The sequence below is a fragment of the Butyrivibrio sp. INlla16 genome (assembly GCF_900104155.1).
Taxonomy (GTDB): domain Bacteria; phylum Bacillota; class Clostridia; order Lachnospirales; family Lachnospiraceae; genus Butyrivibrio.
The window spans coordinates 42,412-68,642 of sequence record NZ_FMYB01000007.1; the positions used below are offsets into that span (position 1 = coordinate 42,412).

A 26,231-nucleotide genomic window follows, 5' to 3' on the forward strand; every position below is an offset into this window, starting at 1 on the left:
AATCCCTCCTATAAAAACACGCCAGTTATCTTTGCAAATCTAAGGAACCCTATTTTACCTTTGTTCCCTTTGATGATTGCTTTTGTACATTTTTAATTAACTTAGCTTTTTCCTTCCCTTTACATCCTTTAATCTGAATTGTTATATTCTTAGCCTTCATGTTCTTGAATGCGCCTTTCCCAATAGAAACATTTGGTTTTTTGTCTGTCTTAAGAATAATCTTTTTAGCTGATGATCCGGCAAAAGCTTTGGCATCAATCTTCTTTACTGTCGACGGAATAGTAATCTGCTCAGCCTTTGAACCTTTGAATGCCTTAGCTCCAATTCTAGTCACCTTTGCAGTTGTTCCGTTTGGAAGCTTGATTTCAGAAGGAATACTTATTTTCTTAGCCTTCTTATCTGTTGATTTTTTATAGGTAGCAATGGTAGTTCCATCGGCTTCTGTATTAACCTCATAATCTGCACCCGATTCCTGATCAGACACTTCCTCATCTTTATATTGTTTTTGTTTTATTGTAAAGGTCAGATCAATTGTCCCTTTATAAGATCCAATACCGGTGATGGTAACTGTAGCTGTTCCGGGTTCAATATTATTTTTATATGTCACAGTGTAATCACGATCTTTTACCAGACCTTCTATAGTAACATCAGGTGTTATAGGACTTCCTGTGTAATCAAATTCTGTTGCCGAAAGTGTGGCTTTCTTTCCGCTGATATCTTCAGTCTTTTTAATCTGGAAGAAAATCTCACCAGTAAGGTAATATCCTGCATTGCCTCTTGCCGCTAATACAACGTCTATCGTTGAACTATTTTTAGTAGAGCTTACTGCTTTCACTCTGTCTGCGTTTTCATAAGCAGGTGGTTCAATGTAATCAAAAACGCGAGTCAATGAAGCAGAATCATAGCCATCAGGAATCGGAAATGTTATTCTGACAGTCATGTATCTTTCAGTCCATTTTTGAGATGTAAAAGTCTCTAAATTACACCCAAGCGCAAACAAATCATATCCCTCATCCGCATGCTCCTTTGCTTCCTGATACCACATACCATCTTCCTCAGACAGTTTCCAAAATCTGAATTCTATGGTATCAAGCTCGTTATAAGTATCAAATGCATCTGCCTCACTAAATACAAGTTTTGCTTTATCATTTGTCTTTTCGGAGTTCTTATCTCTGACAACTACCTCAACCTCAGTCGCAGCACGCGCAACCACCCCAGGCATTAAGCAAGCCACCATCGCAGCGCATAAAATTAAGCTTCCTACTCTTCTCATAAACCTCATAAACGCACCTCTCTTTCAATTAAACACCCTATTTAAATCAACATTTAAGTTATTTTCTTTATCAAAAATCCATAGCTTTTTTCACAGATGAATTCATAATTTTATTTTGACATTTACTATAGCCTAATCAATACAAGAAGGTAAATTGTCAATGACTTCAGTCTTGTCACGAAACGTGCCAAACCATTTTATAAAAATATTATTATTAAATTACCGTCAATTAAGAATAATCAATTTTTAAATCACTAAGACTGTTTCCACTTATAGAAAAGAACAAGCAGGCACATGCCTGCTTGTTCCAATAATTGATTATTTAACCTTCGTACCCTTAGGTGCCTGTTTCTTAATCTTCTTTACTAGCTTATCTTTTGCTTTACCTTTGCATCCTTTTATAACAATCTGTACATTCTTGGCTTTCATATTCTTGAAAGCACCTTTTCCAATTGATATATTTCCCTTCTTATCGGTCTTAATTATAATCTTCTTTGCCTCAGATCCTGCAAAAGCTTTACTACTGATCTTAGTTACTGTGCTTGGTATTGTAATCTGTTTAGCTTTGGAACCTTTAAATGCGTTTGCATCTATTTGGGTAACTTTAGCTGTTGTTCCGTCAGGAAGAGTTATACTTGAAGGAATTGTAATCTTTTTCGATTTCTTATTTGTTGGTCCTGTATAAATTGCGGTTGTATTACCATTTGCATCTGTATTAAGGATGTAGTTTGCTCCACCCGTTTCATCGACATATTCTGAATTACTGTATTCCTTAGCTTTTATCTTAAATGTTTTTGTTATTTTACCTTTATAAGCTCCTATTCCGGTAATAGTAACCGTGCCTTCACCAACCTCTATATTGTTTGAATATTCAACTTTGAAATCAACATCCTTAGTCAGTCCTTCAATTTTAACCTCAGGAGTAATGGGACTACCTGTGTAGGTGAACTCTTCAGCTGAAAGAACAGCTGTCTTTTGACTAATATCTTGAGTCTTCTTCATCTCAAGAAGTAACTCGTCCTTAAGTCCCCATACCTTAGGATCTGCATTAGTATTTTGCCCTTGTACACCCAAATCTGCTGATATTGTGACAGTTGTATCTGTATAACTTATACAATTAACCTTTTGTATACTTTCTTCATCTAAATTGTGCTGATATATTCTTTTAACTGTTGCAGGACTATATCCCTCGGGAACCTTAAATGTTATATCTGCCTGAATAACATCACTTTGGTTCCAACTTGCTGCAGTAAAATTTATAAACCACATATTACACTCAAATGTATCATATCCCTCGTCAACAACTACTCCTGCTAAACTATATACATCTCCTTCAGCCACGGTGCAATTTTGTATTACAATTCCATCCTCAGGAGTATATGTATCATAGGGCTTATTGTTATTTTTTAACACAACATTTGCTTCACCAAACGACCCTTCAGAAATAATATTTCCATTATCATCAAACAGAATAAGAGTTACCGCAGCTTTAAAATCTGTAGCTGCTTTCGCTGATCCCATAGGCAACAAGCATGAACATAGTGCCATACATATCAGAATGGATAAAACTTTCTTTATTTTTCTCATTAAACCCACCTCCTAAGTAACATTAGTATCAACCTTATTCCCATTATAAAACACGCCCAGCATCAGATGAGCGTGTTAATCGTTTTTTAAGCAAAAGGTTATATATAGTTTTTTATTTAAAATAATGTGCCAACACTAACACAGTATATATTCCGCAGCATTCAAGTTCTCTGCGACTAATCAGCTACTAAATATATTTGGTTTTATCAAGAACTTCTTCAAGTTAGTGACAACAAATTTCATATGCAATAAATAAACAAGAAATACCGATTTTTATTGTACCTGAGGAAAGGCTCAAACAACAATTCAAGTAGCATTATCAAAATTTATTGTGCTTAGAAAAAGGTCAAACAACAAACCAGGATGATATAGTCACATTTGTTGTTCCCAGAAAAAAGCCAAACAACAAATCAGAAGGAAATTACATTTTTATTGTTCTTGGAGAAATGCCTAACAACAAATCAGAAGGAAATACTCACTTTTATTGTGCCTGGCGAAAGGTCGAACAACAAATCAAGAATTAGTGTTAGAACTTGTTGTTTCCATAAAAAATCCAAAGCCCACATTTACCTTTTTCCAACAAAGCAGGCACTTAAAGGTAATCAGAAAAACATGAGAAAGCTCATCCGAAATGATAGATATTCACTAACACAATTCCTCCAAGAATGCCGCAGAGAAGGCCTGTGAAATGGCCGATGGAATCAATTTTCTTGGAAGTGGTCATAAGAGCAAGAATAACAATTGTTGGAATCATGGAGGTTAAGGCGGAAAATCCCCAGACAGAAAATGCAATTACCATGTAAATCCCGATGAGGCCGCAGATAACGCCGGAGGCTCCGATGCTGAGAGTAAAGGGCGAGCCCTTTTTGTGAAGTCTTGCGGAAATCGCGCCGCCCACGATCATGATAGTGAAATAGCATATAGCAAAGACATCGGACTTCAGTGCATCTTCCAGCACACGTCCGATGTTATAAAGAGAATACATATTGCAGGCAAGGTGCAGGAATTCCTTCTGAGTAAAGGCGCTTGTAGCAATCCTGTAGAACTCCTTCTCCTGGAGCGTCTGAATATAGGATGAGCCAAGCTGCCCTACGCTTAATACCTTACGATTTATTAAAATGAAAATGATTATGTTAATTGCGATTAACCCGTAAGTCACGGGATATGTCATTAGATTAAAAGTGTTCATAAGATGAAGTCAGACTTTATGCTCTTCCTTACTTTCAAGACTTTCCTTGAGCGTAGGTTGCAAAGCCTTCTCCTCGTTTTTAATTTCCCAATGGATAAGGAAGGTCAGCGTTGCCCTGAGCGCAATGATAGCGCCGAGAATGCCGAGTTCTGCCCATTCCCTGACAACAACTGTTCTCAGAACCTCGCCGCCAAGCTTAAATTCAAGCGCAAGTGCAATTCCCTGTGCTAGCTCCAGTCTAATTGAGCCATCCTTTTTTATCCAGAGATAAAAGCTTTTTAAGCCGGTATATACAAGAATGCATATGCCAAAGAATTCCAATAATAAGGTTGAAAATTCAACTATGTAACGAAGCAGGTTTTCAGCGCTAAGGTATAATTCTTCCATACAGATTATTCTCCCCTAAAATGCCGACATCTTCTGCTAAAATTATAACATCACATATGAATAATAGTTGACAAAAAAATAATAAATTATCAAAAAATCCTATTGTTTCACTTTTCGGTCAAAGCCCTCCACAAGGAGTGCCCTATACTCATCAAAGCTGATCATCTCCCCACCCATGCTCTTTAGATGCTCTGTCTCAAACTGGCAATCAATCATTACATAGTCATTTTCTTCAAGTACCTTTGAGAACAGTATAAGTGCAATTTTTGACCCGTTTTCCATCTCAGAAAACATACTCTCACCGAAAAAGCATCTGCCAAGACTTACTCCATACAGACCGCCTGCAAGTTCTCCATCAATAAAAGATTCCACGCTCAGCGCAAAGCCATTGTCAAAGAGCCTCTTATAAGCTGTCTCCATGTCATCGGTTATCCATGTTCCCTCTTCCGTGAACTCCCTCTTGATTCTGCATCTATGCATCGTATCAGCAAAATCGCGGTTTATCCGTATTGATATCTCATGCTTTCTGAAAAACTTTCTCATTGAATGAGACACATGAATGTTAGCAGGCCTGATAATAAAGCGTTCCTTGGGAGCCCACCACAATATCGGTTCACCCTCCGTATACCACGGAAAGATTCCATTGCTGTAGGCCAGAATAAGCCTGTCCATAGAAAGATCCCCGCCTATTGCAAGAAGACCGTCATCTTCTGCAAGCCGGGGATCCGGAAACATGATTTTTTTACTATCAAGTCTGTATACAGTCATAGAGGCCTCTTTCATAAAAAGCCGAAAGGTCGCATATAAAGCACATTTACATATGGTGCACCTTATGTTATCATATAATAGTCGTGGGTCAAGCGAGAAAGGAGCGAAATATCATGGAGAATGAAGAAATGACTAACTATATGTTCATCGGCATCATCAAAATGATTATCAAGCTAATTGAAGAAGATACGCCAAAAGAAAAAATTTTGGCGTATCTTCAAGAACTAATCACAGAACCTGAAAAAAAGTAATTCTTAATTAAGGCGACGAGTGGGGCGAGCCCAAAACTTCTCGCATCGCTCCACTCAGATTAGTTTTATTATAACAATTATAGGAGGTTATTACAATATGCCTGTAGGTAACCCAAAAAATCAAACAATATGGTCTCAGCGCTATCAGGAGAAGGTCGGCTATATTACAAAAGGTTATAAGTTAAAAAAAGATCTTACCGACAACTTTAAAGAAGCTTGCTCAAAATCCGGCATATCTCAAGCCGCTGCACTAACACAATTCATGGAAGCCTTCATAGACACTTCAAACAATAGTGCTTCTACAAATACCGAACCCTCTTCCGCTCCTGAATATATGATTAACTCTGAGGATCCAAAGCTTTCGTTTATTATAGAAACATACGATAATCTCTCAGATGATCATAAAAATTCCATCTATAAATATGTCAAAAAATATTATTCTAAAAAACAAAGTAAGCGCAATGATGAATAATCATTCGCTTACTTTGTCTTTGTCTTTTATATTGCGTCTCGCTGATATCTCATCTCATTATTATAACGTGTAAATAATATAACTGTTAGTACAATCATTATGAAAGCCACAACGAATGCAACACTTCCAACTCTAAGAAGTACCTTTCCCCACTTCATAGCTGTATCGATTGATTCCTGTCCCTGCAAAAGTCTTCCGTTTATTTGTATTCGTGCCCCGCTCGGATTTTTTGTAAATACAGCACCGAGAATGGATGTAATCGCTCCCAAAAATGCAAATACAGCTGCATAAATACCAGAAATAATTGGTCCTATCGGAAACTTACCATAGTTTATGGATCTAATCTGTTCGTTCATATATTTTCTTGAGAACATATTATAGACTTGATCATTCTGATAATTTTGATAGTTCTGCTTTTCCTGCTTTATCTTGGATATTTTCTTTCTTAAAATTGTTATAAATACTGTTATAAATCCAAATATCGCGGAAACAGCCAGGAGCACAAATCCGTATATAACATGCTTCTCTTTACTAACAATTTCCACATTTTTCATATATACAGGATCAAGCCATGCCCTATCAAGATTCTCGTTAGGAGCCATTCTACTTACCTTTTCGACTTCATACTCCTGCCCTTCATAACTATAATGAAGTGTATAGTAATATTTCACATTATAATGACGTATGTGCGAATGTCTGAAGCTTACATCAGTTATGTAAGCCGGAACCTCAACATATCTTTCCATCATTTTTGAAGTGACAATATTTGCTATTCCAAGTGCTGCTCTGAGAGATGTAGGCGATATCATGTAGTTCTTGTTTTCGTACCCATTCTCTTCTATAAACTCAACAAGCTTCTTATCAAATTCTTTTTTATCCGTTGCCCCGTAGGAATTGCTATTTTCACTGTATTTTAGCTCTGTTTCGCTTTCTTGAGCCATAGGCTCAGCAGGTACCAGTCTACGAGAATAAGCAATATATTTTCCGGCACCTACGAACAAACCGGATGCAAGTATAAGTCCTAATACAACTGCGATAATATTCTTTTTCATAATAAATCCTCCGAATAAATCTGCGTTTTTGAGGTTCTATACTATATACAGATTTGGAGGCAAATATGTTGCATCCGGTATCAAAAAAATTACTGAAAATAGATTATGGGCATAAAGAAGCCTTCCACCCATTTATCTGAGGGAAGGCTTCCATCATTTTTTAGAAAATAATATTAGCTTCTAAGTGAGATGTTAAGGCTTTCAAGGCCATTAAGAATCTTCTTCATAGCTGCGTTTATTTCATCGTCTGCAAGGGTCTTTTCCTTGTCTCTGAAGGCAAGTGAGTAAGCCATAGACTTGAAGCCCTTCTCAATCTGTGAACCTTCATAGATGTCGAAAAGTTCGAGTTTCTCAAGCTTCTTACCACCGCGCTGCTTGATCATCTTCTCGATGTCACCGGCTGTTACAGCTGTAGGAACAACCATACTGATATCACGGGTTACAGCAGGGAATTTTGCAATGCCTGTGTATACGCGCATGTAGCTTGCATGCGGAACAACTGAAGGAAGGTCAAGAACTGCGATATATGCTCTTGTTCCGATTCCGTAGTTGTCAAGTACCTCAGGATGAACCTCTCCGAGATATCCGATAGTCTCGCCCTTGAAGTTTATAAGAGCCTGACGTCCGGGATGAAGGAAAGGCTTACCTGCCTTAGCATCATATTCGAGGTCATCTGCCATGCCGATCTGGCCAAGGAACTCTTCAACAGCGCCCTTCATTGTAAAGAAGTCGCCATCTCCATAGAATCCGAGAACAAACTGTGATCTCTCATCAGGAAGTTCCTTGAGCGGAAGCTCTTTTGCAATATAGATATTAGCTATCTCATAGAGCTTAACATCCTTGTTTCTGCGCTTGTAATTTGTAGCAAGGCTTGTAAGGATAACGTTAAGCGGGATTGTTCTCATGATTGAGAAATCCTCACCAAGCGGGTTGGAAATCTTAATCGCATTTCTCTCAGGAGCATTCTCAGGTAAAAGAAGCTTATCAAATACCTTGGGGCTCTCGAAGGAATAGCCGTATGCCTGTGAGAATCCGCAAAACTGAGCAACTTCGCGTGCTGTCTTCTCAACTGTCATCTTGAAAGTAAGCTTACCTGTTGTAGGTGCGTTCTTAGGAAGAGTTGAAGGAATCTTGTCATAGCCATAGAATCTTGCAACTTCCTCTGCAATATCACACATACCGATGAGATCCTGTCTGAAGCTGGGAACAACGATCTCATTTGTTTTTTCATCATATACGAGTTCTTCTCTTGCGAAGATATCAAGCATTGTCTGTCTGTCGATATCTGTTCCGAGAAGTGCATTTATTCTGTCGGGCTCAAACTTGATTCTGTTAAGCTCCTTGATAGGTGACTTAGCCTCAACAATTCCGGCTGTAACCTTACCGCAGCCAAGAATATTTACAAGCTGGCATGCGCGGTTGATTGCGTCCTCAGCATTGTTGGGATCAAGACCTTTTTCAAAGAAGCCTGATGCATCTGTACGAAGTCCGATTCTCTTTGCACTCTTACGGATGTTGGGTCCGTTAAATGTAGCAGCCTCGAAGAGAACTGTCTTAGCGTCCTCTGTGATCATAGAGTTCTCGCCACCCATGATACCGCCGATTGCAACTTCCTTCTCGCCATCGCAGATCATGACAACTTCGCTGTCGAGATTTCTCTCCTGTCCGTCAAGTGTTATGAACTTCTCGCCGTCCTTAGCGCGCTTTACTACGATCTTGTTTCCTGCAATTGTTGAAAGATCAAATGCGTGCATGGGCTGACCATACTCGAGCATTACATAGTTTGTGATATCAACGATGTTGTTGATAGGTCTTACACCATTTGCAGCAAGTCTTCTCTGCATCCATTCGGGTGAAGGACCAACCTTGATGTCTGTACAAACTCTTGCGCAGTAACGTGAGCAAAGGTCTGCATCCTTAATTTCTACTGAAATGTAATCAGAAGCCTTCTCAGATGTCTCCTCAACCTTAACAACAGGAGCCTTGAAAGGAAGCTTAAATGTAGCAGCTGCCTCTCTTGCAATACCGAGGATGCTGTAGCAGTCTACACGGTTACTTGTTACTTCGAACTCGAATACTGTGTCGTGAAGTCCGAGAACTTCCACAGCATCTGCTCCAACCTCTGTGTCCTCGGGAAGGATATAAAGTCCGTCCTCGGGAGCGTTAGGATAATAATCCTTGCTTGAACCAAGCTCTTCAATTGAGCACATCATGCCCGCACTGGGAACTCCGCGAAGCTTACCTGCTTTTATCTTGATACCTTCCTCGGGATTCGGGCTTCCGTCATGTCCTCCGGCAACTCTTCCGCCATCAAGAACTACGGGAACCTTGTCCCCTTCCTTCATGTTCTTTGCGCCGGTAACGATCTGAATCTCCTCGGATCCGATATTAACCTGGCAGATTACAAGCTTGTCAGCATCAGGGTGCTGCTCGATCTTGTCGATCTGACCAACTACGATTTTCTCTAAGTTTTTATCAAGGCGATGGAATCCCTCGCCCTTTGTTCCGGAAAGTGTAAGTGCATCGAGGATCTCCTGATCACTTGCGTTTAAATCCGGTACGTATGCTTTAATCCATGATAAATTTGCGTCCATTGCGCAACCTCACTTTCTATTTAAGTTAAAACTGTTCTAAGAATCGAATGTCGTTCTCGTACAGAAGACGCATGTCGTCTATCTCATATTTAAGAACTGCGATACGCTCAAGTCCGAGTCCGAATGCGAAGCCTGTGTACTCGTTAGGGTCGATTCCGCTCATCTCAAGAACGTGAGGATGAACCATACCGCAACCGAGGATCTCGATCCAGCCTTCACCCTTACAGAAACGGCAGCCCTTACCGCCGCACTTGAAGCAGCTTACGTCCATCTCTGCAGAGGGCTCTGTGAACGGGAAGTGATGAGGTCTGAACTTAACCTTAACATCCTCGCCGAAAATCTCCTTTGCAAACTCAGCAAGTGTTCCCTTGAGGTCAGCAAATGTGATGTCCTTATCAATAACAAGTCCCTCGATCTGGTGGAAGCTGGGACTGTGTGTAGCGTCTACTTCGTCTGCTCTGAAAACACGGCCGGGGGCAATCATCTTAATAGGAAGTTTGCCCTTCTCCATCTCATGTACCTGTGTAGATGAGGTCTGTGTACGAAGAAGCAGATCTCCGCTGATATAGAAAGTATCCTGCTCATCCTTTGCGGGGTGATCTGCAGGAATATTGAGTGCCTCAAAGTTGTAGTAGTCCTTCTCAACCTCGGGACCTTCAGCAACTTCGTAGCCCATTCCGATAAATACGTTCTCAACATCCTCAAGTGTAATTGCGTTGGGATGACGATGTCCTACGTTATTCTTCTTGGCAGGAAGAGTTACATCGATGGTTTCGCTGGCAAGCTTAGCTTCACGAACAGCTGCTTCCATCTTCTTCTTGGTAGCTTCAAGGCTCTTCTCAATCTCCTCACGAACCTCGTTAACCATCTGACCAACCTTAGGTCTGTCCTCGGGAGCAACATCCTTCATGCTCTTAAGGATGCTTGTAAGCTCACCCTTTTTTCCAAGGAAATTAACACGAATATCATTAAGCATGTCGAGACCATCTGTCTCGCCGATCTGCTTAAGCGCGCTCTCCCTGATTTTTTCCAATTGTTCTTTTATCATGTGAATCCTCCTTAAAAAATGAAGTTCTGATATCGTTTTATCTAAGGAACTTTTTCTAAATACCAATAAAAAAATCCCTTACATCAAAAACGATGTAAGGGACGAATATAATCCGCGGTACCACCCTGATTCCTGTCATCAAATGACAGACGCTTAATTCTTAATGAAATTGTAGCTCCGATGCGAAAATTCCGAACTGTCTTTACCAAACTGGCTCTCAGCCGCCGACCAGTTTCTCTGTTATGGAAAACAGAACATCTTGGGGCATGCCCCACATCTTCAACGCTCTGCAAACTAGTTTAACTATCATGTAATGAAAAGTCAAGAAACAGTTGCATTTGTTTGCTTCTTTATTGCCTTAACAAGCTTCTTCTTAGCATGGCCTTTGATTCCTTTGACATGAATCACAGCCCTCTTGGGAAGTTTTTTGAAAGCACCTTTTCCAACCTTAAGATTCTTATTGGCTTTAATTGTTACTTTCTTGAGTTTTTTGCAGCCCTTGAATGAGTTTTTACCAATAGATGTCACTTTTGAACCAATGGTAAGGGACTTAATCTTTTTATTTCCCTTTGCTGCATTATCTGCAATTTTTGTTACAGGGTGCTTAGCTCCGAAAGCTTTTACTTCGTCTATTTTTACTTTTCCTTTAGCTGCGATCTTAGTTACCGTAGCAGTTCCGTCAGGATGAATTATGTAGGTATTGCTGCCCACTTTTACACTCTTATCGACAGGCTTGGATTCTACAACCGGATCATTTTGGTATTCCTGAGATCCGCTGTAATCTCCCGTCTGCTTCTCATCAGATATCCTGATATATCTGTGGCTTGTCTTGGATATAGGAAATACTTTGTATTTTTCAGCAGTATCCGGCTTGCCATCTTTATTATCATCAAGAGCAAAGGTCGCCTTAAGCGGTATAGCCTTGGTGACATTTTTAGGTGATGTAAGTACTTTTAAATTATCGCACCCTAAAATCAAATCAGCATAATAAGTTTTACTGCAAACCGTAGAAAAGTCCAAATCTTTTAAATCCAGTGATTCCAAGGAGCTGCAGCCGCAAAACATTTCAGCAACCGATTCATCTTTCCTTATATCAAGGCCGCTTAAATTGACTGTTTTCAAGCCTGTGCAGCCCTTAAACATGTGTCCCATATCGGTAACATTTGATGTATTAAAAGTATGAAGATCAGCAGATTCAAGGCTTGTACAACCTGCAAACATCCATGACATATCTTTCACCTTGCTCGTATTAAGCTTTGACAGGGTGATCGACTTTAAGGATGTACAACCTTCAAACATCTGCTGCATATTGGTTACTTTTGCTGCGGTCATTTTTCCGAAATCAACAGACACAAGACTTAAGCAGCCATCAAAACAGAACATCATATCTGTTACATTTGGCATCGTAAACCAATCAGGAAAGACTATGGTTTTAATCGACTTACAGCCGCGATATACGCCTTTCATCGTTGTAACTTTAGATGTATCAAATTTTTTCCAGCTTATATATTCAAGATTGCTGCAACCATCAAAGATGTAGGATAAGTCTGTTACAGAACTCAAATCAATCCCGCTAAGATCAATACTTTTTAAAGACTGACATCCTGCAAACATTCCATATACATTTGTCGCTTTGATTCCCTTGAACATCTTTGCGTCAAAATAGGTCAGCTTTTTGCAGAAGTCAAACATATTCTTCATTCTTGAAACCTTAGTTACATTAACGCTTGAAAGCTTATCGTATGTAATAGTTTCCAGATTATCAAAGCCGGTGAACATGTTACTGCAGTCGGTGTCAAAAATCATTTGATTTGCTGAGTAAACATAAACAGTACCTTCCGCTGCATCATAATAAGCAGTAGCGCCGCTTCCAACTGTTTCCTTAGGTAAAGCTACTGTTCTATTTTTTAATGCCTGATACGTTTTACTATCTCTTGTAAAAATAATTTTCTTAACACCACTGGCAATATAGCTGCTATCCTCTTCGCCAACCGTAATCTTCTTGATTTTTTTATTAAAGGTTGTCCCATTATAAAGCTGTCCTGCAGTTTTACTTGCCGCTAAAGCTGTCTTTGGCGTAAGAACAAGTGCAAATAAAACAACAAAGACAAACATCATATATCTAAATATCTTTTTCATACATTATTTCCCCGTATTTCCTTCATAAAGGTCATCTTACCTTAGCATTCGTATTCTTTTTAATCGTCTTTACAAGCTGTTTCTTTGCCTTTCCCTTGATGCCCTTTACTTGTATCACGGTCTTTCTGCTCATTTTTTTAAATGCATTAGAGCCCACATGCAAATGATTATTCGCATTTATAGTTACCTTCTTAAGGTTTTTGCATCCGTAGAATGCACTGTTACCGATAGACTTAACTGAAGAACCTATTTCTATAGTCTGAATATTTTTGTTTCCTTTGCATGCGCCATCCGCTATCTCTGTTACGGGGTATCTCACACCCTTTGCTTTAACAGTATCTATAGCTACATTTTCCAGGACACTTATCTTTGTTACGACTACTCTTCCATCCGGATGTATATCATAGTCGATACCAAATGAGTGTACCTTGGTTATAGTCGGAGTCTTTTTAGGCGCTACAACGGGCTTTTCTACCCAGAATATGTATCTGTTGCTTTTATTTGTAACCGCCATTTTAGAATATTTTGTCTTTGTATCAGGATTTCCATCTTTATTATTGTCAATATAATATTCGATTGGAAGATCAATCTCTTTTGCAACCTTCTTCGGTGCATCAAGAATAGTAATTGCTTTACAGCCCTTCAGGAATCCCGCACCTGTAATTGTATTCTGCGAAAGCTCAAAAGAGCTCAGGTTCAGATACTTAAGGCTGCGACATCCGTAGAACATCGCATTAAGATAAGTCGCACTGCTCACATCAAAGGAAGACAGATCCAATGACCCAAGATTCTCACAGCCTTCAAACATTGATCCCATGTTTAATACTGCCTTGGTATCGAAGGAGCTGAGATTCAAAGCTGTAAGACCGTTACACTGTCCAAACATATAACCCATATACATTACTGCGGAAGTATCGAATGTTGAAACATCCAGTTCTTTAAGGTTTCTGCATTTTCCAAACATTCCTCTCATGTCACTGGCGTTTGATGTATCAAAGCTTCGAAGCGTCAGGTTCTCCAATCTCTCACATCCGTAGAACATTCGTCTGAAAGATGTAACCTTTGACGTTTTGAAGTTGCCAAGCTTCACACTCTTTAATTTTTCACAGCCTTCAAACATTGAAGTCATATCGGTTACATTCGACGTATCGCAGGTACTAAGATCAACGAATTTAAGATTTCTGCAGTTATAAAACATGTTTTTTGTGGAATCAACATCTTTATAAAAGCAAACATTGGCACCTGAGAAATCAATCTCTTCCAGTGCTCTGTATTCAGAGAAAACCGCCTGCGCCGAATCAAAAATAAGTTTAGACGCGGTTGTGCATATATATACTATTCCGTTTTTTGAGTCATAGTATGCAGTCACGCCATTTCCAACAGAGGTACTTGGCATACCGTTATACGGAGATACATCAGCATTTGTAATGAATTTCATTTTTTTAACAGTATTATTCATCCCGGTTAGATACTGATAGTTTCCCGGTGCAAAATATGAAATACTTCCGGCCAATCGATTCTTTACATTGCTAAAATTATTAATCGTTCCGACTTCGTTTGAATATGTTCTTGCCTCACTTTTTAGCGATGACATACAGATTATCAGAATAAATCCTGCAACAATCAAAAATGCATTCTTATATTTTTTCATACTTACGCCCCTATCTGTTTCTTCAAAGTCTTTACAAGCTTGGCTTTTTTCTTACCTTTTATACCCTTTACAGAAACTGTTGCCTTCTTTGCAATTTTCTTAAACGCATTTTTTTCAATCTTCAATGATTTATTTGCATCAAATTTAATCTTCTTAAGTTTTTTACAGCCTTTAAACGCGTCCTTTCCAATTATAGTTACGTTTTTTCCTATACTTAACGATTTTATTTTTTTATTTCCTTTGCAAGCACCTGCTTCAATTTTTCTTACCGGATGTGTCATCTTCTCATAAGTAACCTTATTTACAGATACATTTCCTTTCGCGGTAATCTTCGTTACAACTGCGCTGCCATCACTGTTAAACCGGTAAGTTATGCCTTTTATCGTAATCTCCTTGGCGCCATAAACATTCTCGCTTACAGGATCATCCTTAGGAGTATCCAAGGCAGGTGCATATGTCATAGTGTTTTCATCAAAAGGGATCATTCTGTTTATAGAATTTGATACAGGATTTTTATGGTAAGTTCCTGCCACGTCCGGCTTTCCGTCTATGTTATTATCAATAACCATTAAAGTGGGAAAATCCATAAATCCTTTTGTAGCCTTAGGTGTCATAACCGCTTTTAAGTTGTAGCAGCCAAAGAGCATTGCATCAGTATTTGCTGCACCTGACAGATCAAGGCAACTCATATCCAAATATTCAAGGCTCGGACAATTTGCAAACATTCTGTCTGCAATATAAATATTGTAAGCGCTGAAATTTGATAGATTAATATTCTTTAATGAATCACAGGAATTAAACATATCAGCTACAGTAACAGCGCTGGAAGATCCAAAACAGCTCAAATCAATGGACTCAAGGCTTTTACAATTGCTGAACATAAAATCCATAGTTGATACACTCTTAACGCTGAAATTTTTTAAAGTCACCTTGGTAAGCTTCTCGCAGCCACTAAACATGGCTTCTGTTGTATATAATTTATCTGATGTAAAACTGCTTAAATCCAGATCTTTAAGACTTGTACATACACCGAACATGCGACTCATATTCGATGTATTTGCTGTATTAAAACTGTTGAAATTCACTTTCTCCAGGCTATTGCAATAGCAAAACATAGAATTCATATTCTGAGTCTTTGAAGTATTAACTCTGCCATTTCCAAAATCAACCTGAATTAGTTTCTCAAAATCATAGAACATCCTTGATGCATCTTCAGGGAAGATGATTTTGTCTGCCGAACTATAAATGGAAATTATGCCTTTCCCATCATAATATGCAGTAACACCGGTACCGACAGATTTGTTGCTCTTTTGACCGGTAGGTGTTTTTGATACAAAAACTATCTTCGTAACCTTCTTATCTGCAGTATCATATTTCATCCAGGTTGTGCCGTTAGCAAGATTCTTAACTGCAGCACAGAAAGACTCTCCTTCCAAAAGAGTTCCGTTCACTGTTGCAGTTTTCGTTTCAGCTGCTTTTGATAGTATGGAAGAATTTCCGGATAATACAAAAAAACACAGCAGAGCTGTGATGACGAATAACAGATTCCCCAATTTCCTCTTCATTTAAAATGTCCCCTTTTAACTTTCTTCATGCCAACAGAAGGCACTCCTTAGTTCTTTATTTTACCAATTCCTGACTGCCTTTATCAATATGAAAATTGTTTAGTATTATTTTTTCATCATTTAATCATCTTCCATTGTCACATATTCAAAAGTTACAATTATTCTGAGCGTTGTAAAAAGAATATTGCTAAGTTAAAATTATATTAAGTAGGTAAATACCTATTTTAAATTTTACACTTTTCTTACCAGGGGTATAAAAATGGACAAAACAGAATTGGAAAGACGCCTTCGAAAATATAACAATGGTCTTGTTGTAAGTGGTGTAGGCATTATTATTTTCGGTATCTGGACTATTATAAAGGCTATTGAAGAAATTGCTTTCGGAGACATTGATTTCTTTGAATTTGTTACCGGCGGTAATACTGAAATTCCTTTTATGAAAGGAATAGTAACAGGTATCTTAGTCCTTGTTATTATCCTGATTCTTTTATGGCACCTTTATGTTGGAGGCTGTGCCATTCTTGTAGGTCGTGGAAAAAAGGACAAGAAAGCTTTCCTTTTTTGGGCTTTTTTTGCACTGATTCTGACCTTTTCCGGTTTTAATAGATTTTTTATCGAAACCAGCTCAGACCCGAATGATACTACCATTGCTTCATTCTTAACTGATGTTGCTTTTTGCTTCGCTATTCTCGATATGTTCGTATCATATTTCCTTTCGGCAAAAACAAAAAAACAACTGGGGAGGATGTGATATGCAGCTTGATTTTCATTATTACGCAACCTACTGTGCCGCATTTCTTGCGGGTTACACCCATGAAGAATGTATGGATATCTGTTACAGTGCCCAGTTTGTAGATGAATGCACGGCAGCTTTCCTATCAAGGATAATGGTGCCTGATAAGTATGCCACCACCCAGCTTAATCTTGAGCTCATGGATATGCCCACCGATATACTGGGGTTACAGAAAATCACAGGCATTTGGACCGCTTTTCATTTTTTGCCCTATGATCTGTATGCAGAAAAAAAGTGGGCTTCAAAAAGGTATAAAAACAAATACAGACTAATCTGCGGCCCCAACGGAGAACTGGTTTCCAAGACTATAGACCTTGCAAAGGACAAACCTCTCCAGGCGGTGGGCATTGCCATGCACATCCTTGCCGATACCTGGGCTCACAGATATTTTGCAGGCACTCCTTCCCTTGTAATAAACAATACAAACTATGATTTTTATGAGCTTATTCCTGATGGAAACGGTTTTACTGAGCGTCAGATCAGTTTCAGGCACAATGCTACTCTCCCTGACGATATTGAAAAAGGTCTATACACCAATTCCCTTTATCAGGGAAACGAAAACTCCATAATGAATCTAGGACACGGAAGGGCCGGTCATTTTCCGGATTACAGCTTTGCGCGTTACAAATATACGCCAATGTGGGGAAATTATTCGGAAATACTTAAAGACAATCCTTCCGATTATATGAATGCTTTTTGCCAGATGATATATGCAATGAAGTATCTCCGCGGAAGTAATGATGTTTTCGAGCTTGAAAAATATGATACGGAAGCCATCGCCGATTACAAAGAAAGGATTCGCGGTATTCTCGAAAAGCGCCAGCTTAACGCCAACGCGGACTGGAAAGCTTTCGGAGAGGAACTCTCAGGCATGGAGATTGAGGACTTCAACATAAATAAATATCTGGATGAATACCGGGGCGCTCTTATTGAGCAAAAGAAACATACATTTCTCGGAAAATTTCTGAACGCTGCTTTAGATCAAAAAATAATGGTAAAAAGTGAGATTCAAAAATCAGGAAATATCCTGGTGGGTTTTCCCTCTAAGAAACTAAAAGGAAATAATATATGACAAGAATTCAAAAAATCAAAAGCTTCATATTTTCCATATTCATGATCATTGCTGCGGTAGCACTTATTTTATATCCCGAGCATGCATATTCTTACATTATCCTTATTCTTGGCGTCGGTCTTTTGATTTACGGAATAAATACCCTAATATATTTTTTTACCATGGCACGTCATATGATAGGCGGCAAGTATATGCTGTACAAGGGTGTAATTTTCACTGATTTCGGATATCTGACTTGTACGCTGAACAATATTCCACGCATCTATGTTATTCTGTATCTTGTTATATTGCACAGCTTTACCGGTCTCGTGGAAATACTTCGTGCCCTTGAAAACAGAAGCCATGGCGGATCTTTTAAGCTTAAACTGGCACACGGAATATTTGATATGATCCTTGCAATCTGCTGTATTGTTTTCATAAAGGATACTCATATAGTTGTAATTGTATATTCCTTCGGACTGATATATTCGGCACTCTTCAATATTGTCGGGGCACTACGAAAAAATGTATAAAAAAAGTACTGTCTTCTCGTAAATCGAGTCTGACAGTACTTTTTATTTATTGTGCAAAATAATTATCTATACCGTTTGCAATACCAAGCATCATCTTCTGCTGATACTCAGGTGATGCCATATTGGTATCGTCTGTAGGATTGGACATATAGCCCATCTCGATAATGGTTGATGGAACAGTCGCCCAGTTGATACCTGTCATGGTATCCGTCTCCCAAACATACTGCTTCTTAAATCCTGTCGCAGCAATATATGCATCCAGTACACAATCCGAAAGCTTTCTTGACTGAGAATACATATTCGCATTATACGGATTTGAAGGAGTTTGGCAGATAGTCATTGCTCCGTTTACAGAAGTATCGTCGGAACCGTTTGCATGTATTCTTACAAATGCTTCTGCGCCAGCATTATTTGCTATCTGTGCTCTTTCAATATTGGTTATCCTTACATCATTGGATTCTCTTGTCATAATAACAGTATAACCGCGTCTTGTGAGCTCATCCTTAAGCATAAGTCCGATAGTAAGAGCTAGCTGATATTCTGCAAGGCCTGTGGTTTTTCCTGCCGTACCGCCGGTAACCTTCATTTTCATTGTGCTTGAACCGGGTCCGTTGGGCTCCTTATCCGTCATTGCACCATTCTGATGTCCGGGATCGATACATACGATGTGACCACCTGTGTGAGGTGTTTCAGCAGGAGCTGCCACAGTTTCAGTCTGTACTTCCTCGGCATTTGCCTGCTCCTCGCCTGCAACCTGAGCATCTTCGGAAGATGACTCTACCTGAGCTGCATCCTTAGCATCATCTGAATTTTGAGCATCTGCTTCATTCGTCTGTTCCTCATTTACATTTTGAGGTTCTTCAGCTGTTGCCTGATCTTCTGTTTCGCTCTGAACTTCTTCTGCGCTTGTCTGCTCCTGCGCCTTGTCTGCCTCAGAATTTTCTGTATTTACGCCTTCACCCTGCACTTCGGCAGATTCCTCTGTTACTGTCTGATTATCAGTTGAACTCTCGGGATCCTCCGCTGCATTTTCAGCGGCATCTACAGTCTCTGTCTGTGCTACAACCTGATCGGCCCCATCACCTGAGTTTTCTCTTACCTCTACGGGATCCCGAAGCAAAACCGCAACGACTACAGTTAATAACACCACAAAGCTTACCCCTAAAGCTATAAAGGGAATTGCTCTTTTTGCTTTCTTACTCATTAAACATCCTCTATCTTGATAAGGTTCGTGTTACCTGATTCGCCGTTTGTAACACCACCTGTAATAACTATCTTGTCGCCTTCCTTAAGGTCAAAGGTTTCAATCGCAACCTTCTTTGCGCTGTAGAAAAGTACATCTGTTGACGGGAACACATCACACATCTTGGGTGTAACTGCCCAGGAAAGTGAGAGCCATCTCCAAGTCTTCTCATTAGTAGTAAGGCCGATTATATCAACAGGTGAACGGAATCTTGAAACCATTCTTGCGGTACGGCCTGAAAGCGTGCAGGCAACGATTGCCTTGGCGTCAAGGTCTATAGCCATTCCGCAGGTCGCATGAGAAATTGCATCCACATCACTTTTTATAATGAAATCATAGTTGTAGAAGCGCTTGTTGTAATGTATATTCTGCTCGGTTGTCTCTGCAATCTTAGCCATGGTTTCAACCGCCTGAACAGGATAAGCACCTGCCGCTGTCTCGCCTGAAAGCATGATTGCACTTGTTCCGTCATATACAGCATTTGCAACGTCAGAAGTCTCAGCTCTTGTGGGACGCGGATTGTGGATCATAGACTCAAGCATTTCCGTAGCAGTAATTACACGCTTTCCGAGCATACGGCACTTAGTGATAAGATCCTTCTGGATTGCAGGAAGCTGCTCAAACGGAACCTCAACACCCATGTCGCCTCGCGCAACCATGATACCGTCACATTCCTTGCAGATATCTTCAATGTTGTCATAACCTGACTGGTTCTCAATTTTCGCAATAAGCTGAACCTTGTCATCCCCGCCGTTAGCCTTGAGGAAATTATGAACATCCACAAGATCCTGCTTTACAGAAACGAAAGAACATGCGATGAAATCAACATCATTCTCAACACCGAAAAGGATATCTGATTTATCCTGCTCTGAGAGGTAAACCTGCTTGATGTGTTTTCCGGGGAAGCTCATACTCTTCTTATCCGAGAGCTCACCGCCTGTTACAACCTCTGTCTCAATCCTTGTGCCGTCTGTACTAAGAACCTTAAACTCCAAAAGTGCATTATTTAAAAGGATTCTGTCGCCCTTGTAAAGCTCCTTCGCAAGGTTTTTATAGCTAACTGAAACGATGGTGTCGTCTCCCTTTATATCCTCGGTTGTAAAGGTGAACTTTTTACCTTCTTCAAGATTAACCTTGCCATCCTTAAAGGTTCCGATTCTGTACTCCGGTCCCTTTGTATCAAGAAGAATAGCGATGGGGAGTCCAAGCTCCTGTCTTACTTTCTTGATTCTCTTTATTCTTGTGAGCTGCTCTTTATGATCTCCGTGTGAAAAATTGAGACGCGCAACATTCATGCCTGCCCTGCAGAGAGCTGCAATCATCTCCTCTGATTCACTTGCCGGACCGATAGTACATACAATTTTGGTTTTTCTCATTAAAATCTCCTATATTAAATATATTTTCAAAACGCATGCCCTAAATATAATACATCTTATATTTTTTATCTACCCATTATAATAAAGAAATTAAATTACAAAACTTCTTATTTTTTATGAGATTTTCCCTAACGTCAATTTTATTACTGCCTACCAAGATTATTTATTAAATAGGGTTATCTTGGTATACATGCGCTTGGCCAATGCCAATATATCGAGTAATTCACAATTTTATTGGTATGATGAAATCGTTGTATTACCAAGAAATATCATATTTACCCATTTTCTGGGTATAAACAGGATTGATAATAGCCAATATTTTTCATATATTTCAAATATCTTGGTTCGGTAATAACTTTTTTATACCAAGATTTTTATATAATTCCATATTTCTTGGTACGATATCGATTTTTCATCACCCAAATTTCACGAATTCCATGTATTTCTTGGTACTGTAACCCATTTTCAATACCAAGATATTTTAATATTTAATTTTTATGGGTACAGGTGCAATTAAGCATTACCAAGATAATGCTAATTTATAAAATATTCAGGCTCATAAAGCGGTCCTTATCCCAGAAGACTTGAGATCAATAATGTACCTGAGTCCAATGATATACTTCAGACAATTGTCCCCAAGATACACTACTCCTCTTATCTGATAAATAATAATCAAAATATTGATATTCAACTAATCATAGTTATCCAAAGCTGTGTTATCATAGATGAATAGAAAAACGATGGGGGAAATAAAAAAATGCAGACCAAAAATCGGCTTGAATCAATAGATACGATAAGAGGCATAACAGTAATCAGTATGATTCTGTATCATTTTTGCTGGGACCTTAAGTTTATAAAAGGATTCAGCATGCCATGGTACGGAACCATTGGAACATATATGTGGCAACAGAGCATATGCTGGAGTTTTATATTGATATCAGGCTTTTGTCTGCACTTTGCAAGACAGCCAATCAGAAATGGGCTGATCGTATCATTATGCGGGTTCATCGTTACAGGAGTTACCCTGATAGTACTGCCGGAGGATCCGGTTTATATTGGTGTGCTTACTCTCCTTGGCTCATCCATGCTTATTCTTGGACTGGTTATTTTTCTGTTAAAAAAGCTTGGAATTCTCGATAATACTGATAATGCAAAAGAAAAAAAGTATCCGCTTGATCCGCTATGGGGATTCCTTATTTCTGCCATATTATTTGCAATCACAAAGAAAATCAACGTCGGATTGTTGAATTTTGGTATATTTAAACTGGCTCTTCCTGATGCATTATACGGAAGAGGACTTAACGACGGAATGTCCAATATGCACCTGACATATCTCGGATTTATGCAAGAAGGGTTTATTTCATCCGATTATTTTTCAATTATGCCCTGGTTTTTCCTTTTCCTTACAGGATATTTCCTCTATGGGATCCTTGAAAAGAGGTTTAGCAAGAGCTATTTCCAGATAAAAATACAGCCTTTTTCCTGGATTGGAAAACATTCACTTTTAATATATATGATACATCAGCCAATTTTATATGGAATTACGATGCTATTATGATAGAATAAGCATATATTTTTTAGAGGGGATTATTGCATCATTAGGAGGAGACATAAGGTATGAAGAAAGAAAAAACTAAAGGTATGGGGTTTGCGATAGGTTTTACCGTTGCTTTTGTGGGAGCTATTGCATTGATCGCAGTTATTCTTATAATGTCAAACAAGCTCCGCAAATTCAAAGTAGATATGTTTGTCCTTTTCAATGAGGCAGATATATGCGTTGGTGAAGGCGTTGACGGACAGTACAGGATAAGTCGCGACAACCTTACAGCACTAAGCGCTATTCTCCAATCAACTAGAGGCTATTTTACTTTTGATAAGCCCGAGACGAGTGAAGAAATCAATCTTAAAATAACTCACGACGGTGAAGACTGGAATCTGTCCATTGCAAGAGCCGGTGATAATAAGTTAAAACTTGTTCTTACAGGAGAACGAAACTATGAGGTTTATGTAAAGGATAATAAGAAATTTGAAGATATACAAAAATGTGTATCCGGCAACGGCTATATAGCCGCGAACAAACCATTTAATGGTAAAAAATGATAATTATTTTAGGCATGGTTAAAAGTGAGAATAAGCACAGCTTTTACTATAAAGTATAAGCTTGTGCTTATTTTATTTGCATCTATCATAATATGCATGCAAAATTCTGCTTTAGCACTAACCATTATCATTTTTCTTGACATGCTGGCAAAAATATGATTATATATGATTCATTATCAATCCGATAATTGATATGCGTTCAGCATATTTTTTTCACAACTATGACATGTTGATATGTGAAACTAAATACACCCATAGGCCATGGGAGAAAGGAATAAATCAAGCAAAATTATTTTATTTTTTGCAATATAAAAAATGAAAAAAAGTAATAATATAGTACCGGAGTATGAATTCATACCATTTCTTAAAAAAAGAGCTGAATTTTTGAAAAAGGAAATTGCAACTCGTAAGAAACGTCTGAAAAGTGCTCCCGCCGGTAGTCTTCGAATAGTAAAGAAAAAGAACTATAGCCAATATTATCTTGGCGGTAAGAATAACATAAAAGGAACCTATATTTCTAAGTCAGAGATGCCATTAATTAGGGCGTTGGCTCAGAAAAAATACGACAAGAAATATGTAAGCGCCGCAGAAGCAGAACTTAAAGGCATTCAGAAATTCATCAATAGCAATCCCGGCAAAACAGCCACAATTGTCTCTTCTTTTCCTGGTGAATTAAGAGATACATTGGATTATGCTGAAATGACTGTAAAGGACTATTATGAAACCTGGCAAGCCTTGCCTTTTACTGCAAAGAAAAATCATGAAAATATAACATTACATCTGACAAGAAGAGGTGAACATGTTAGATCTAAATCCGAGGAACTTATAGCAAATGCTTTATTCAGGCATGGAATTCCCTATAAATATGAGTGTCCCGTTTCGTTATTTAATGGCGAGATCCGGCATCCCGATTTTACAATACTGCATCCTCATACCGGAAATGTTGTGTATTGGGAGCATTTGGGCATGTTGGATAAACCTCAATATGTTGAAGACAACATTCTAAAATTCAGAGATTATGAGAAATCCGGAATTAATTTAGGCAAAAACCTATTGGTAACATATGAGACTTCCAAATCACCATTAAACTCAATGATAGTTGAAAACTTCATAAAGGTTCACTTTTCCTGATTCATTGTTTCGTATTATCTTGGTTGTCGTAAATTACACTTGTACCTATATATTTTTTATATTTATTGTTTCTTGGTCGTGAAAATGGGTTATCGTACCAAGATATATAGGTTTTTCAGAAAATCTTGGTTATTAAAAATCAGTATCAAACCAAGATTATGCGAATTCTTAAGATATCTTGGTAATAATATTTCGTTACCAAACCAAAATATTTGAGATTTGTGAAATATATTGGCAATTAACAATTATGTTTATACCAATATATTGGTATATCTAGCTTTTTCTTGGTAATACATCAATTTCATCATACCAATATATCAGTGAATCACTCGATATATTGGTAATGGTCCCATTTAAGCGCACCTATATATTTCGGAAACATCAGTTATCTTGGTATAGACTGTATTATCTTGAACTATCTTATATCCAATTTCTTGTACCAAAATGAATAGATAGAAAAATAGCCATAAAAACTGGGCATGCCTTTAATGGCATGCCCATATGTAATAAAAAAATAATCTAAAAAGTACCAATACAGCAAGATATTCTTCTAAGAATTTATTCAGGAAATAACCTCTATTGCCTTCTTCGGGCACTTCTGTGCGCAGAGGCCGCAATGTGTACACTTGTCCTGATCGATGGAGGCAACGTTGTTCTCTACGGTAATTGCACCTGCGGGACAGTTTTTCTCGCAGATATGGCAAGCGATACACCCGACCTTACAGTACTTGTTAACTGCCTGACCGGGATCATTTGACTTACAACGAACCGACTCTGTTGCATCGTAGGGAACAAGGTCAATAAGGTGTCTGGGACAGATGTTGATACACTGGCCACAAGCCTTACAAGCTTCCTTATCTACTACTGCTATTCCGTTTACCACATGAATAGCATCAAACTGACACACATTCACACAGCTTCCGCCGCCTAAACATCCGAAGGTACAAGTCTTGGGACCGGCACCGGGAACCTGATTGATAACTCGGCAGTCTTCTGCTCCGTAATATTCATATCTCTGAGTTGCCTGCTCGCAGTCACCGCCGCAGTGGACATAAGCCACCATACGCTTTGCTTCGCCCGCATCAACTCCCATAATTCCTGATATAACAGCAGCTACCGGAGGTCCTCCAACCGGACACTGTGAAGCCGGAGCTTCACCTTTGGCGATAGCTGCAGCGCATCCCGAACATCCGGGGAATCCGCATCCACCACAGTTATTTCCGGGAAGTGCTTCCAAAATAGCCTGTTCTTTCTCATCTACATCTACATGCAGCTTCATGTCGGCAACGCCAAGGATTATTCCGATAAGAATACCAACACCGGCAACCACTGCAGTAGCAATGAGTACACCACTAATCATAATTTTCTCCTTTTTCCCCTCATCCGTCAGACTTCGTCTGACACCTTCCCCCCAAGGGGAAGGCAGAGGATTTATTCAGAATCGCTATCTCATCTCAATGCTGAGAATCCTGTAAACGCTATCGCCATAAGTGCAGATGCAAGAAGTACAGTGGGCATTCCTCTGAAAGGCTTCGGAATGTCATTAAACTGAATCTTCTCACGAATGCCTGCAAGAATTACGATGGCAATTGTAAAACCAACTGCTGTAGCAAAGCCGCAGATTGTACTCTCAAGAAGGCTATAGCCGTCTGTTACATTGTTGAGCGCAACACCGAGAACCGCACAGTTTGTAGTAATAAGTGGAAGGTATACACCCAGTGACTGATAAAGAGATACCACAAACTTTTTGAGGAACATCTCAACAAACTGAACCAGCATCGCTATAACCATGATGAAAACGATGGTCTGCAGGAATGATAAATCGAGTGGTGAAAGTATAAATTTGTAAATCGCATTGGTAACAAGGGATGCAAGCGAAATAACGAAAACGCACGCCATACCCATACCGAAAGCCGTCTCTGTTTTTCTTGAAACTCCAAGGAAAGGACAAAGTCCGAGGAACTGACTAAGTACTACGTTGTTAACAAGAGAGGCTGTAATCATAATGGACAAAAGTCCTATAATCGT

At 39.0% G+C, this 26,231-nt stretch carries 23 protein-coding genes; 8 read left to right on the top strand and 15 right to left on the bottom strand.

What is annotated here, in order from left to right:
- Positions 1-49: 49 nt before the first annotated feature.
- From BLR42_RS05105 to aat, 5 genes are all read right to left on the bottom strand, one after another.
- Entirely contained in the window at positions 50-1,222 is a 1,173-nt protein-coding gene (locus BLR42_RS05105; RefSeq protein ID WP_207648511.1) for a leucine-rich repeat protein, read from the bottom strand.
- A gap of 369 nt (positions 1,223-1,591) precedes the next feature.
- Positions 1,592-2,860 carry a leucine-rich repeat protein gene (locus BLR42_RS05110; protein ID WP_091867154.1) on the bottom strand — a complete coding sequence of 423 codons (1,269 nt, stop codon included), beginning with the start codon at positions 2,858-2,860 and terminating at the stop codon, positions 1,592-1,594.
- Positions 2,861-3,482: 622 nt separating this feature from the next.
- Complete coding sequence (locus tag BLR42_RS05115) at positions 3,483-4,019, bottom strand: rhomboid family intramembrane serine protease (RefSeq protein WP_207648512.1); 537 nt, start codon at positions 4,017-4,019, stop codon at positions 3,483-3,485.
- Positions 4,020-4,058: 39 nt separating this feature from the next.
- Positions 4,059-4,436 carry a DUF1622 domain-containing protein gene (locus tag BLR42_RS05120; protein ID WP_022759805.1) on the bottom strand — a complete coding sequence of 126 codons (378 nt, stop codon included), beginning with the start codon at positions 4,434-4,436 and terminating at the stop codon, positions 4,059-4,061.
- Positions 4,437-4,535: 99 nt separating this feature from the next.
- Positions 4,536-5,204 carry a leucyl/phenylalanyl-tRNA--protein transferase gene (gene aat / locus BLR42_RS05125; protein WP_091867158.1) on the bottom strand — a complete coding sequence of 223 codons (669 nt, stop codon included), beginning with the start codon at positions 5,202-5,204 and terminating at the stop codon, positions 4,536-4,538.
- Positions 5,205-5,317: 113 nt separating this feature from the next.
- Between aat and BLR42_RS22620 the strand changes: the two genes are divergently transcribed.
- Together BLR42_RS22620 and BLR42_RS23260 are read left to right on the top strand one after the other, a co-directional pair.
- Entirely contained in the window at positions 5,318-5,455 is a 138-nt protein-coding gene (locus BLR42_RS22620; RefSeq protein WP_170832639.1) for a hypothetical protein, read from the top strand.
- Positions 5,456-5,552: 97 nt separating this feature from the next.
- The gene (locus BLR42_RS23260) at positions 5,553-5,927 is read left to right on the top strand and encodes a hypothetical protein (protein ID WP_207648513.1); all 375 of its coding nucleotides are present in this window, start codon (positions 5,553-5,555) and stop codon (positions 5,925-5,927) included.
- Between the two features lie 26 nt (positions 5,928-5,953).
- On the opposite strand, the gene BLR42_RS05135 is transcribed toward BLR42_RS23260, so the two are convergent.
- The 6 genes from BLR42_RS05135 to BLR42_RS05160 form a co-directional block, all read right to left on the bottom strand.
- A complete protein-coding gene (locus BLR42_RS05135) occupies positions 5,954-6,979 on the bottom strand; it encodes a hypothetical protein (RefSeq protein ID WP_091867160.1) in 1,026 nt (341 codons plus the stop codon).
- 173 nt (positions 6,980-7,152) lie between these two features.
- Positions 7,153-9,573 (bottom strand): phenylalanine--tRNA ligase subunit beta, encoded by a 2,421-nt coding sequence (gene pheT / locus BLR42_RS05140; protein WP_091867162.1) that lies wholly within the window; start codon positions 9,571-9,573, stop codon positions 7,153-7,155.
- 25 nt (positions 9,574-9,598) lie between these two features.
- Positions 9,599-10,618: a phenylalanine--tRNA ligase subunit alpha gene (pheS, locus tag BLR42_RS05145; protein WP_091867292.1), complete on the bottom strand. Its 1,020-nt coding sequence runs from the start codon at positions 10,616-10,618 to the stop codon at positions 9,599-9,601.
- Positions 10,619-10,942: 324 nt separating this feature from the next.
- Positions 10,943-12,760 carry a BspA family leucine-rich repeat surface protein gene (locus BLR42_RS23490; RefSeq protein ID WP_091867164.1) on the bottom strand — a complete coding sequence of 606 codons (1,818 nt, stop codon included), beginning with the start codon at positions 12,758-12,760 and terminating at the stop codon, positions 10,943-10,945.
- Between the two features lie 31 nt (positions 12,761-12,791).
- Positions 12,792-14,411, bottom strand: a complete 1,620-nt coding sequence (locus tag BLR42_RS05155; RefSeq protein WP_091867166.1) for a BspA family leucine-rich repeat surface protein — start codon at positions 14,409-14,411, stop codon at positions 12,792-12,794.
- 2 nt (positions 14,412-14,413) lie between these two features.
- Entirely contained in the window at positions 14,414-15,976 is a 1,563-nt protein-coding gene (locus tag BLR42_RS05160; RefSeq protein ID WP_091867168.1) for a BspA family leucine-rich repeat surface protein, read from the bottom strand.
- A gap of 259 nt (positions 15,977-16,235) precedes the next feature.
- On the opposite strand from BLR42_RS05160, the gene BLR42_RS05165 reads away from it, so the two are divergent.
- From BLR42_RS05165 to BLR42_RS05175, 3 genes are read left to right on the top strand one after another with little or no spacing between them, the layout of a single operon-like run.
- Entirely contained in the window at positions 16,236-16,727 is a 492-nt protein-coding gene (locus BLR42_RS05165) for a hypothetical protein (protein ID WP_091867170.1), read from the top strand.
- 1 nt (position 16,728) lies between these two features.
- Entirely contained in the window at positions 16,729-17,841 is a 1,113-nt protein-coding gene (locus BLR42_RS05170; protein ID WP_091867172.1) for a DUF6765 family protein, read from the top strand.
- Entirely contained in the window at positions 17,838-18,353 is a 516-nt protein-coding gene (locus BLR42_RS05175) for a DUF308 domain-containing protein (RefSeq protein ID WP_091867174.1), read from the top strand. Before BLR42_RS05170 ends, BLR42_RS05175 begins: the two co-directional genes overlap by 4 nt.
- A 46-nt stretch (positions 18,354-18,399) precedes the next feature.
- Here BLR42_RS05175 and BLR42_RS05180 read toward each other — a convergent pair whose 3' ends face one another.
- On the bottom strand, positions 18,400-19,557 hold the full coding sequence (locus BLR42_RS05180) for an N-acetylmuramoyl-L-alanine amidase family protein (RefSeq protein ID WP_091867177.1): 1,158 nt from the start codon (positions 19,555-19,557) through the stop codon (positions 18,400-18,402).
- A complete protein-coding gene (pyk, locus tag BLR42_RS05185; protein WP_091867179.1) occupies positions 19,557-20,972 on the bottom strand; it encodes a pyruvate kinase in 1,416 nt (471 codons plus the stop codon). Before pyk ends, BLR42_RS05180 begins: the two co-directional genes overlap by 1 nt.
- A 757-nt stretch (positions 20,973-21,729) precedes the next feature.
- On the opposite strand from pyk, the gene BLR42_RS05190 reads away from it, so the two are divergent.
- The 3 genes from BLR42_RS05190 to BLR42_RS05200 all read left to right on the top strand — a co-directional run bounded on the left by BLR42_RS05190 (position 21,730) and on the right by BLR42_RS05200 (position 24,203).
- Entirely contained in the window at positions 21,730-22,530 is an 801-nt protein-coding gene (locus BLR42_RS05190) for a heparan-alpha-glucosaminide N-acetyltransferase (protein ID WP_091867181.1), read from the top strand.
- Between the two features lie 59 nt (positions 22,531-22,589).
- A complete protein-coding gene (locus tag BLR42_RS05195) occupies positions 22,590-23,072 on the top strand; it encodes a hypothetical protein (RefSeq protein ID WP_091867183.1) in 483 nt (160 codons plus the stop codon).
- Positions 23,073-23,456: 384 nt separating this feature from the next.
- Positions 23,457-24,203 carry a hypothetical protein gene (locus BLR42_RS05200; protein ID WP_139165109.1) on the top strand — a complete coding sequence of 249 codons (747 nt, stop codon included), beginning with the start codon at positions 23,457-23,459 and terminating at the stop codon, positions 24,201-24,203.
- A gap of 562 nt (positions 24,204-24,765) precedes the next feature.
- On the opposite strand, the gene BLR42_RS05205 is transcribed toward BLR42_RS05200, so the two are convergent.
- On the bottom strand, positions 24,766-25,563 hold the full coding sequence (locus tag BLR42_RS05205) for an RnfABCDGE type electron transport complex subunit B (RefSeq protein WP_330387285.1): 798 nt from the start codon (positions 25,561-25,563) through the stop codon (positions 24,766-24,768).
- 89 nt (positions 25,564-25,652) lie between these two features.
- Complete coding sequence (locus BLR42_RS05210) at positions 25,653-26,228, bottom strand: electron transport complex protein RnfA (protein WP_091819612.1); 576 nt, start codon at positions 26,226-26,228, stop codon at positions 25,653-25,655.
- Positions 26,229-26,231: the final 3 nt, after the last annotated feature.

Coding starts and splice junctions, on each gene's coding strand:
- BLR42_RS05105 (WP_207648511.1), bottom strand. CDS start 1,222: ATGCCTGGGGTGGTTGCGCGTGCTGCGACTGAGGTTGAGGTAGTTGTC.
- BLR42_RS05110 (WP_091867154.1), bottom strand. CDS start 2,860: ATGAGAAAAATAAAGAAAGTTTTATCCATTCTGATATGTATGGCACTA.
- BLR42_RS05120 (WP_022759805.1), bottom strand. CDS start 4,436: ATGGAAGAATTATACCTTAGCGCTGAAAACCTGCTTCGTTACATAGTT.
- aat (WP_091867158.1), bottom strand. CDS start 5,204: ATGACTGTATACAGACTTGATAGTAAAAAAATCATGTTTCCGGATCCC.
- BLR42_RS22620 (WP_170832639.1), top strand. CDS start 5,318: ATGGAGAATGAAGAAATGACTAACTATATGTTCATCGGCATCATCAAA.
- BLR42_RS23260 (WP_207648513.1), top strand. CDS start 5,553: ATGCCTGTAGGTAACCCAAAAAATCAAACAATATGGTCTCAGCGCTAT.
- BLR42_RS05135 (WP_091867160.1), bottom strand. CDS start 6,979: ATGAAAAAGAATATTATCGCAGTTGTATTAGGACTTATACTTGCATCC.
- pheT (WP_091867162.1), bottom strand. CDS start 9,573: ATGGACGCAAATTTATCATGGATTAAAGCATACGTACCGGATTTAAAC.
- BLR42_RS23490 (WP_091867164.1), bottom strand. CDS start 12,760: ATGAAAAAGATATTTAGATATATGATGTTTGTCTTTGTTGTTTTATTT.
- BLR42_RS05155 (WP_091867166.1), bottom strand. CDS start 14,411: ATGAAAAAATATAAGAATGCATTTTTGATTGTTGCAGGATTTATTCTG.
- BLR42_RS05160 (WP_091867168.1), bottom strand. CDS start 15,976: ATGAAGAGGAAATTGGGGAATCTGTTATTCGTCATCACAGCTCTGCTG.
- BLR42_RS05165 (WP_091867170.1), top strand. CDS start 16,236: ATGGACAAAACAGAATTGGAAAGACGCCTTCGAAAATATAACAATGGT.
- BLR42_RS05170 (WP_091867172.1), top strand. CDS start 16,729: ATGCAGCTTGATTTTCATTATTACGCAACCTACTGTGCCGCATTTCTT.
- BLR42_RS05175 (WP_091867174.1), top strand. CDS start 17,838: ATGACAAGAATTCAAAAAATCAAAAGCTTCATATTTTCCATATTCATG.
- BLR42_RS05180 (WP_091867177.1), bottom strand. CDS start 19,557: ATGAGTAAGAAAGCAAAAAGAGCAATTCCCTTTATAGCTTTAGGGGTA.
- pyk (WP_091867179.1), bottom strand. CDS start 20,972: ATGAGAAAAACCAAAATTGTATGTACTATCGGTCCGGCAAGTGAATCA.
- BLR42_RS05190 (WP_091867181.1), top strand. CDS start 21,730: ATGCAGACCAAAAATCGGCTTGAATCAATAGATACGATAAGAGGCATA.
- BLR42_RS05195 (WP_091867183.1), top strand. CDS start 22,590: ATGAAGAAAGAAAAAACTAAAGGTATGGGGTTTGCGATAGGTTTTACC.
- BLR42_RS05205 (WP_330387285.1), bottom strand. CDS start 25,563: ATGATTAGTGGTGTACTCATTGCTACTGCAGTGGTTGCCGGTGTTGGT.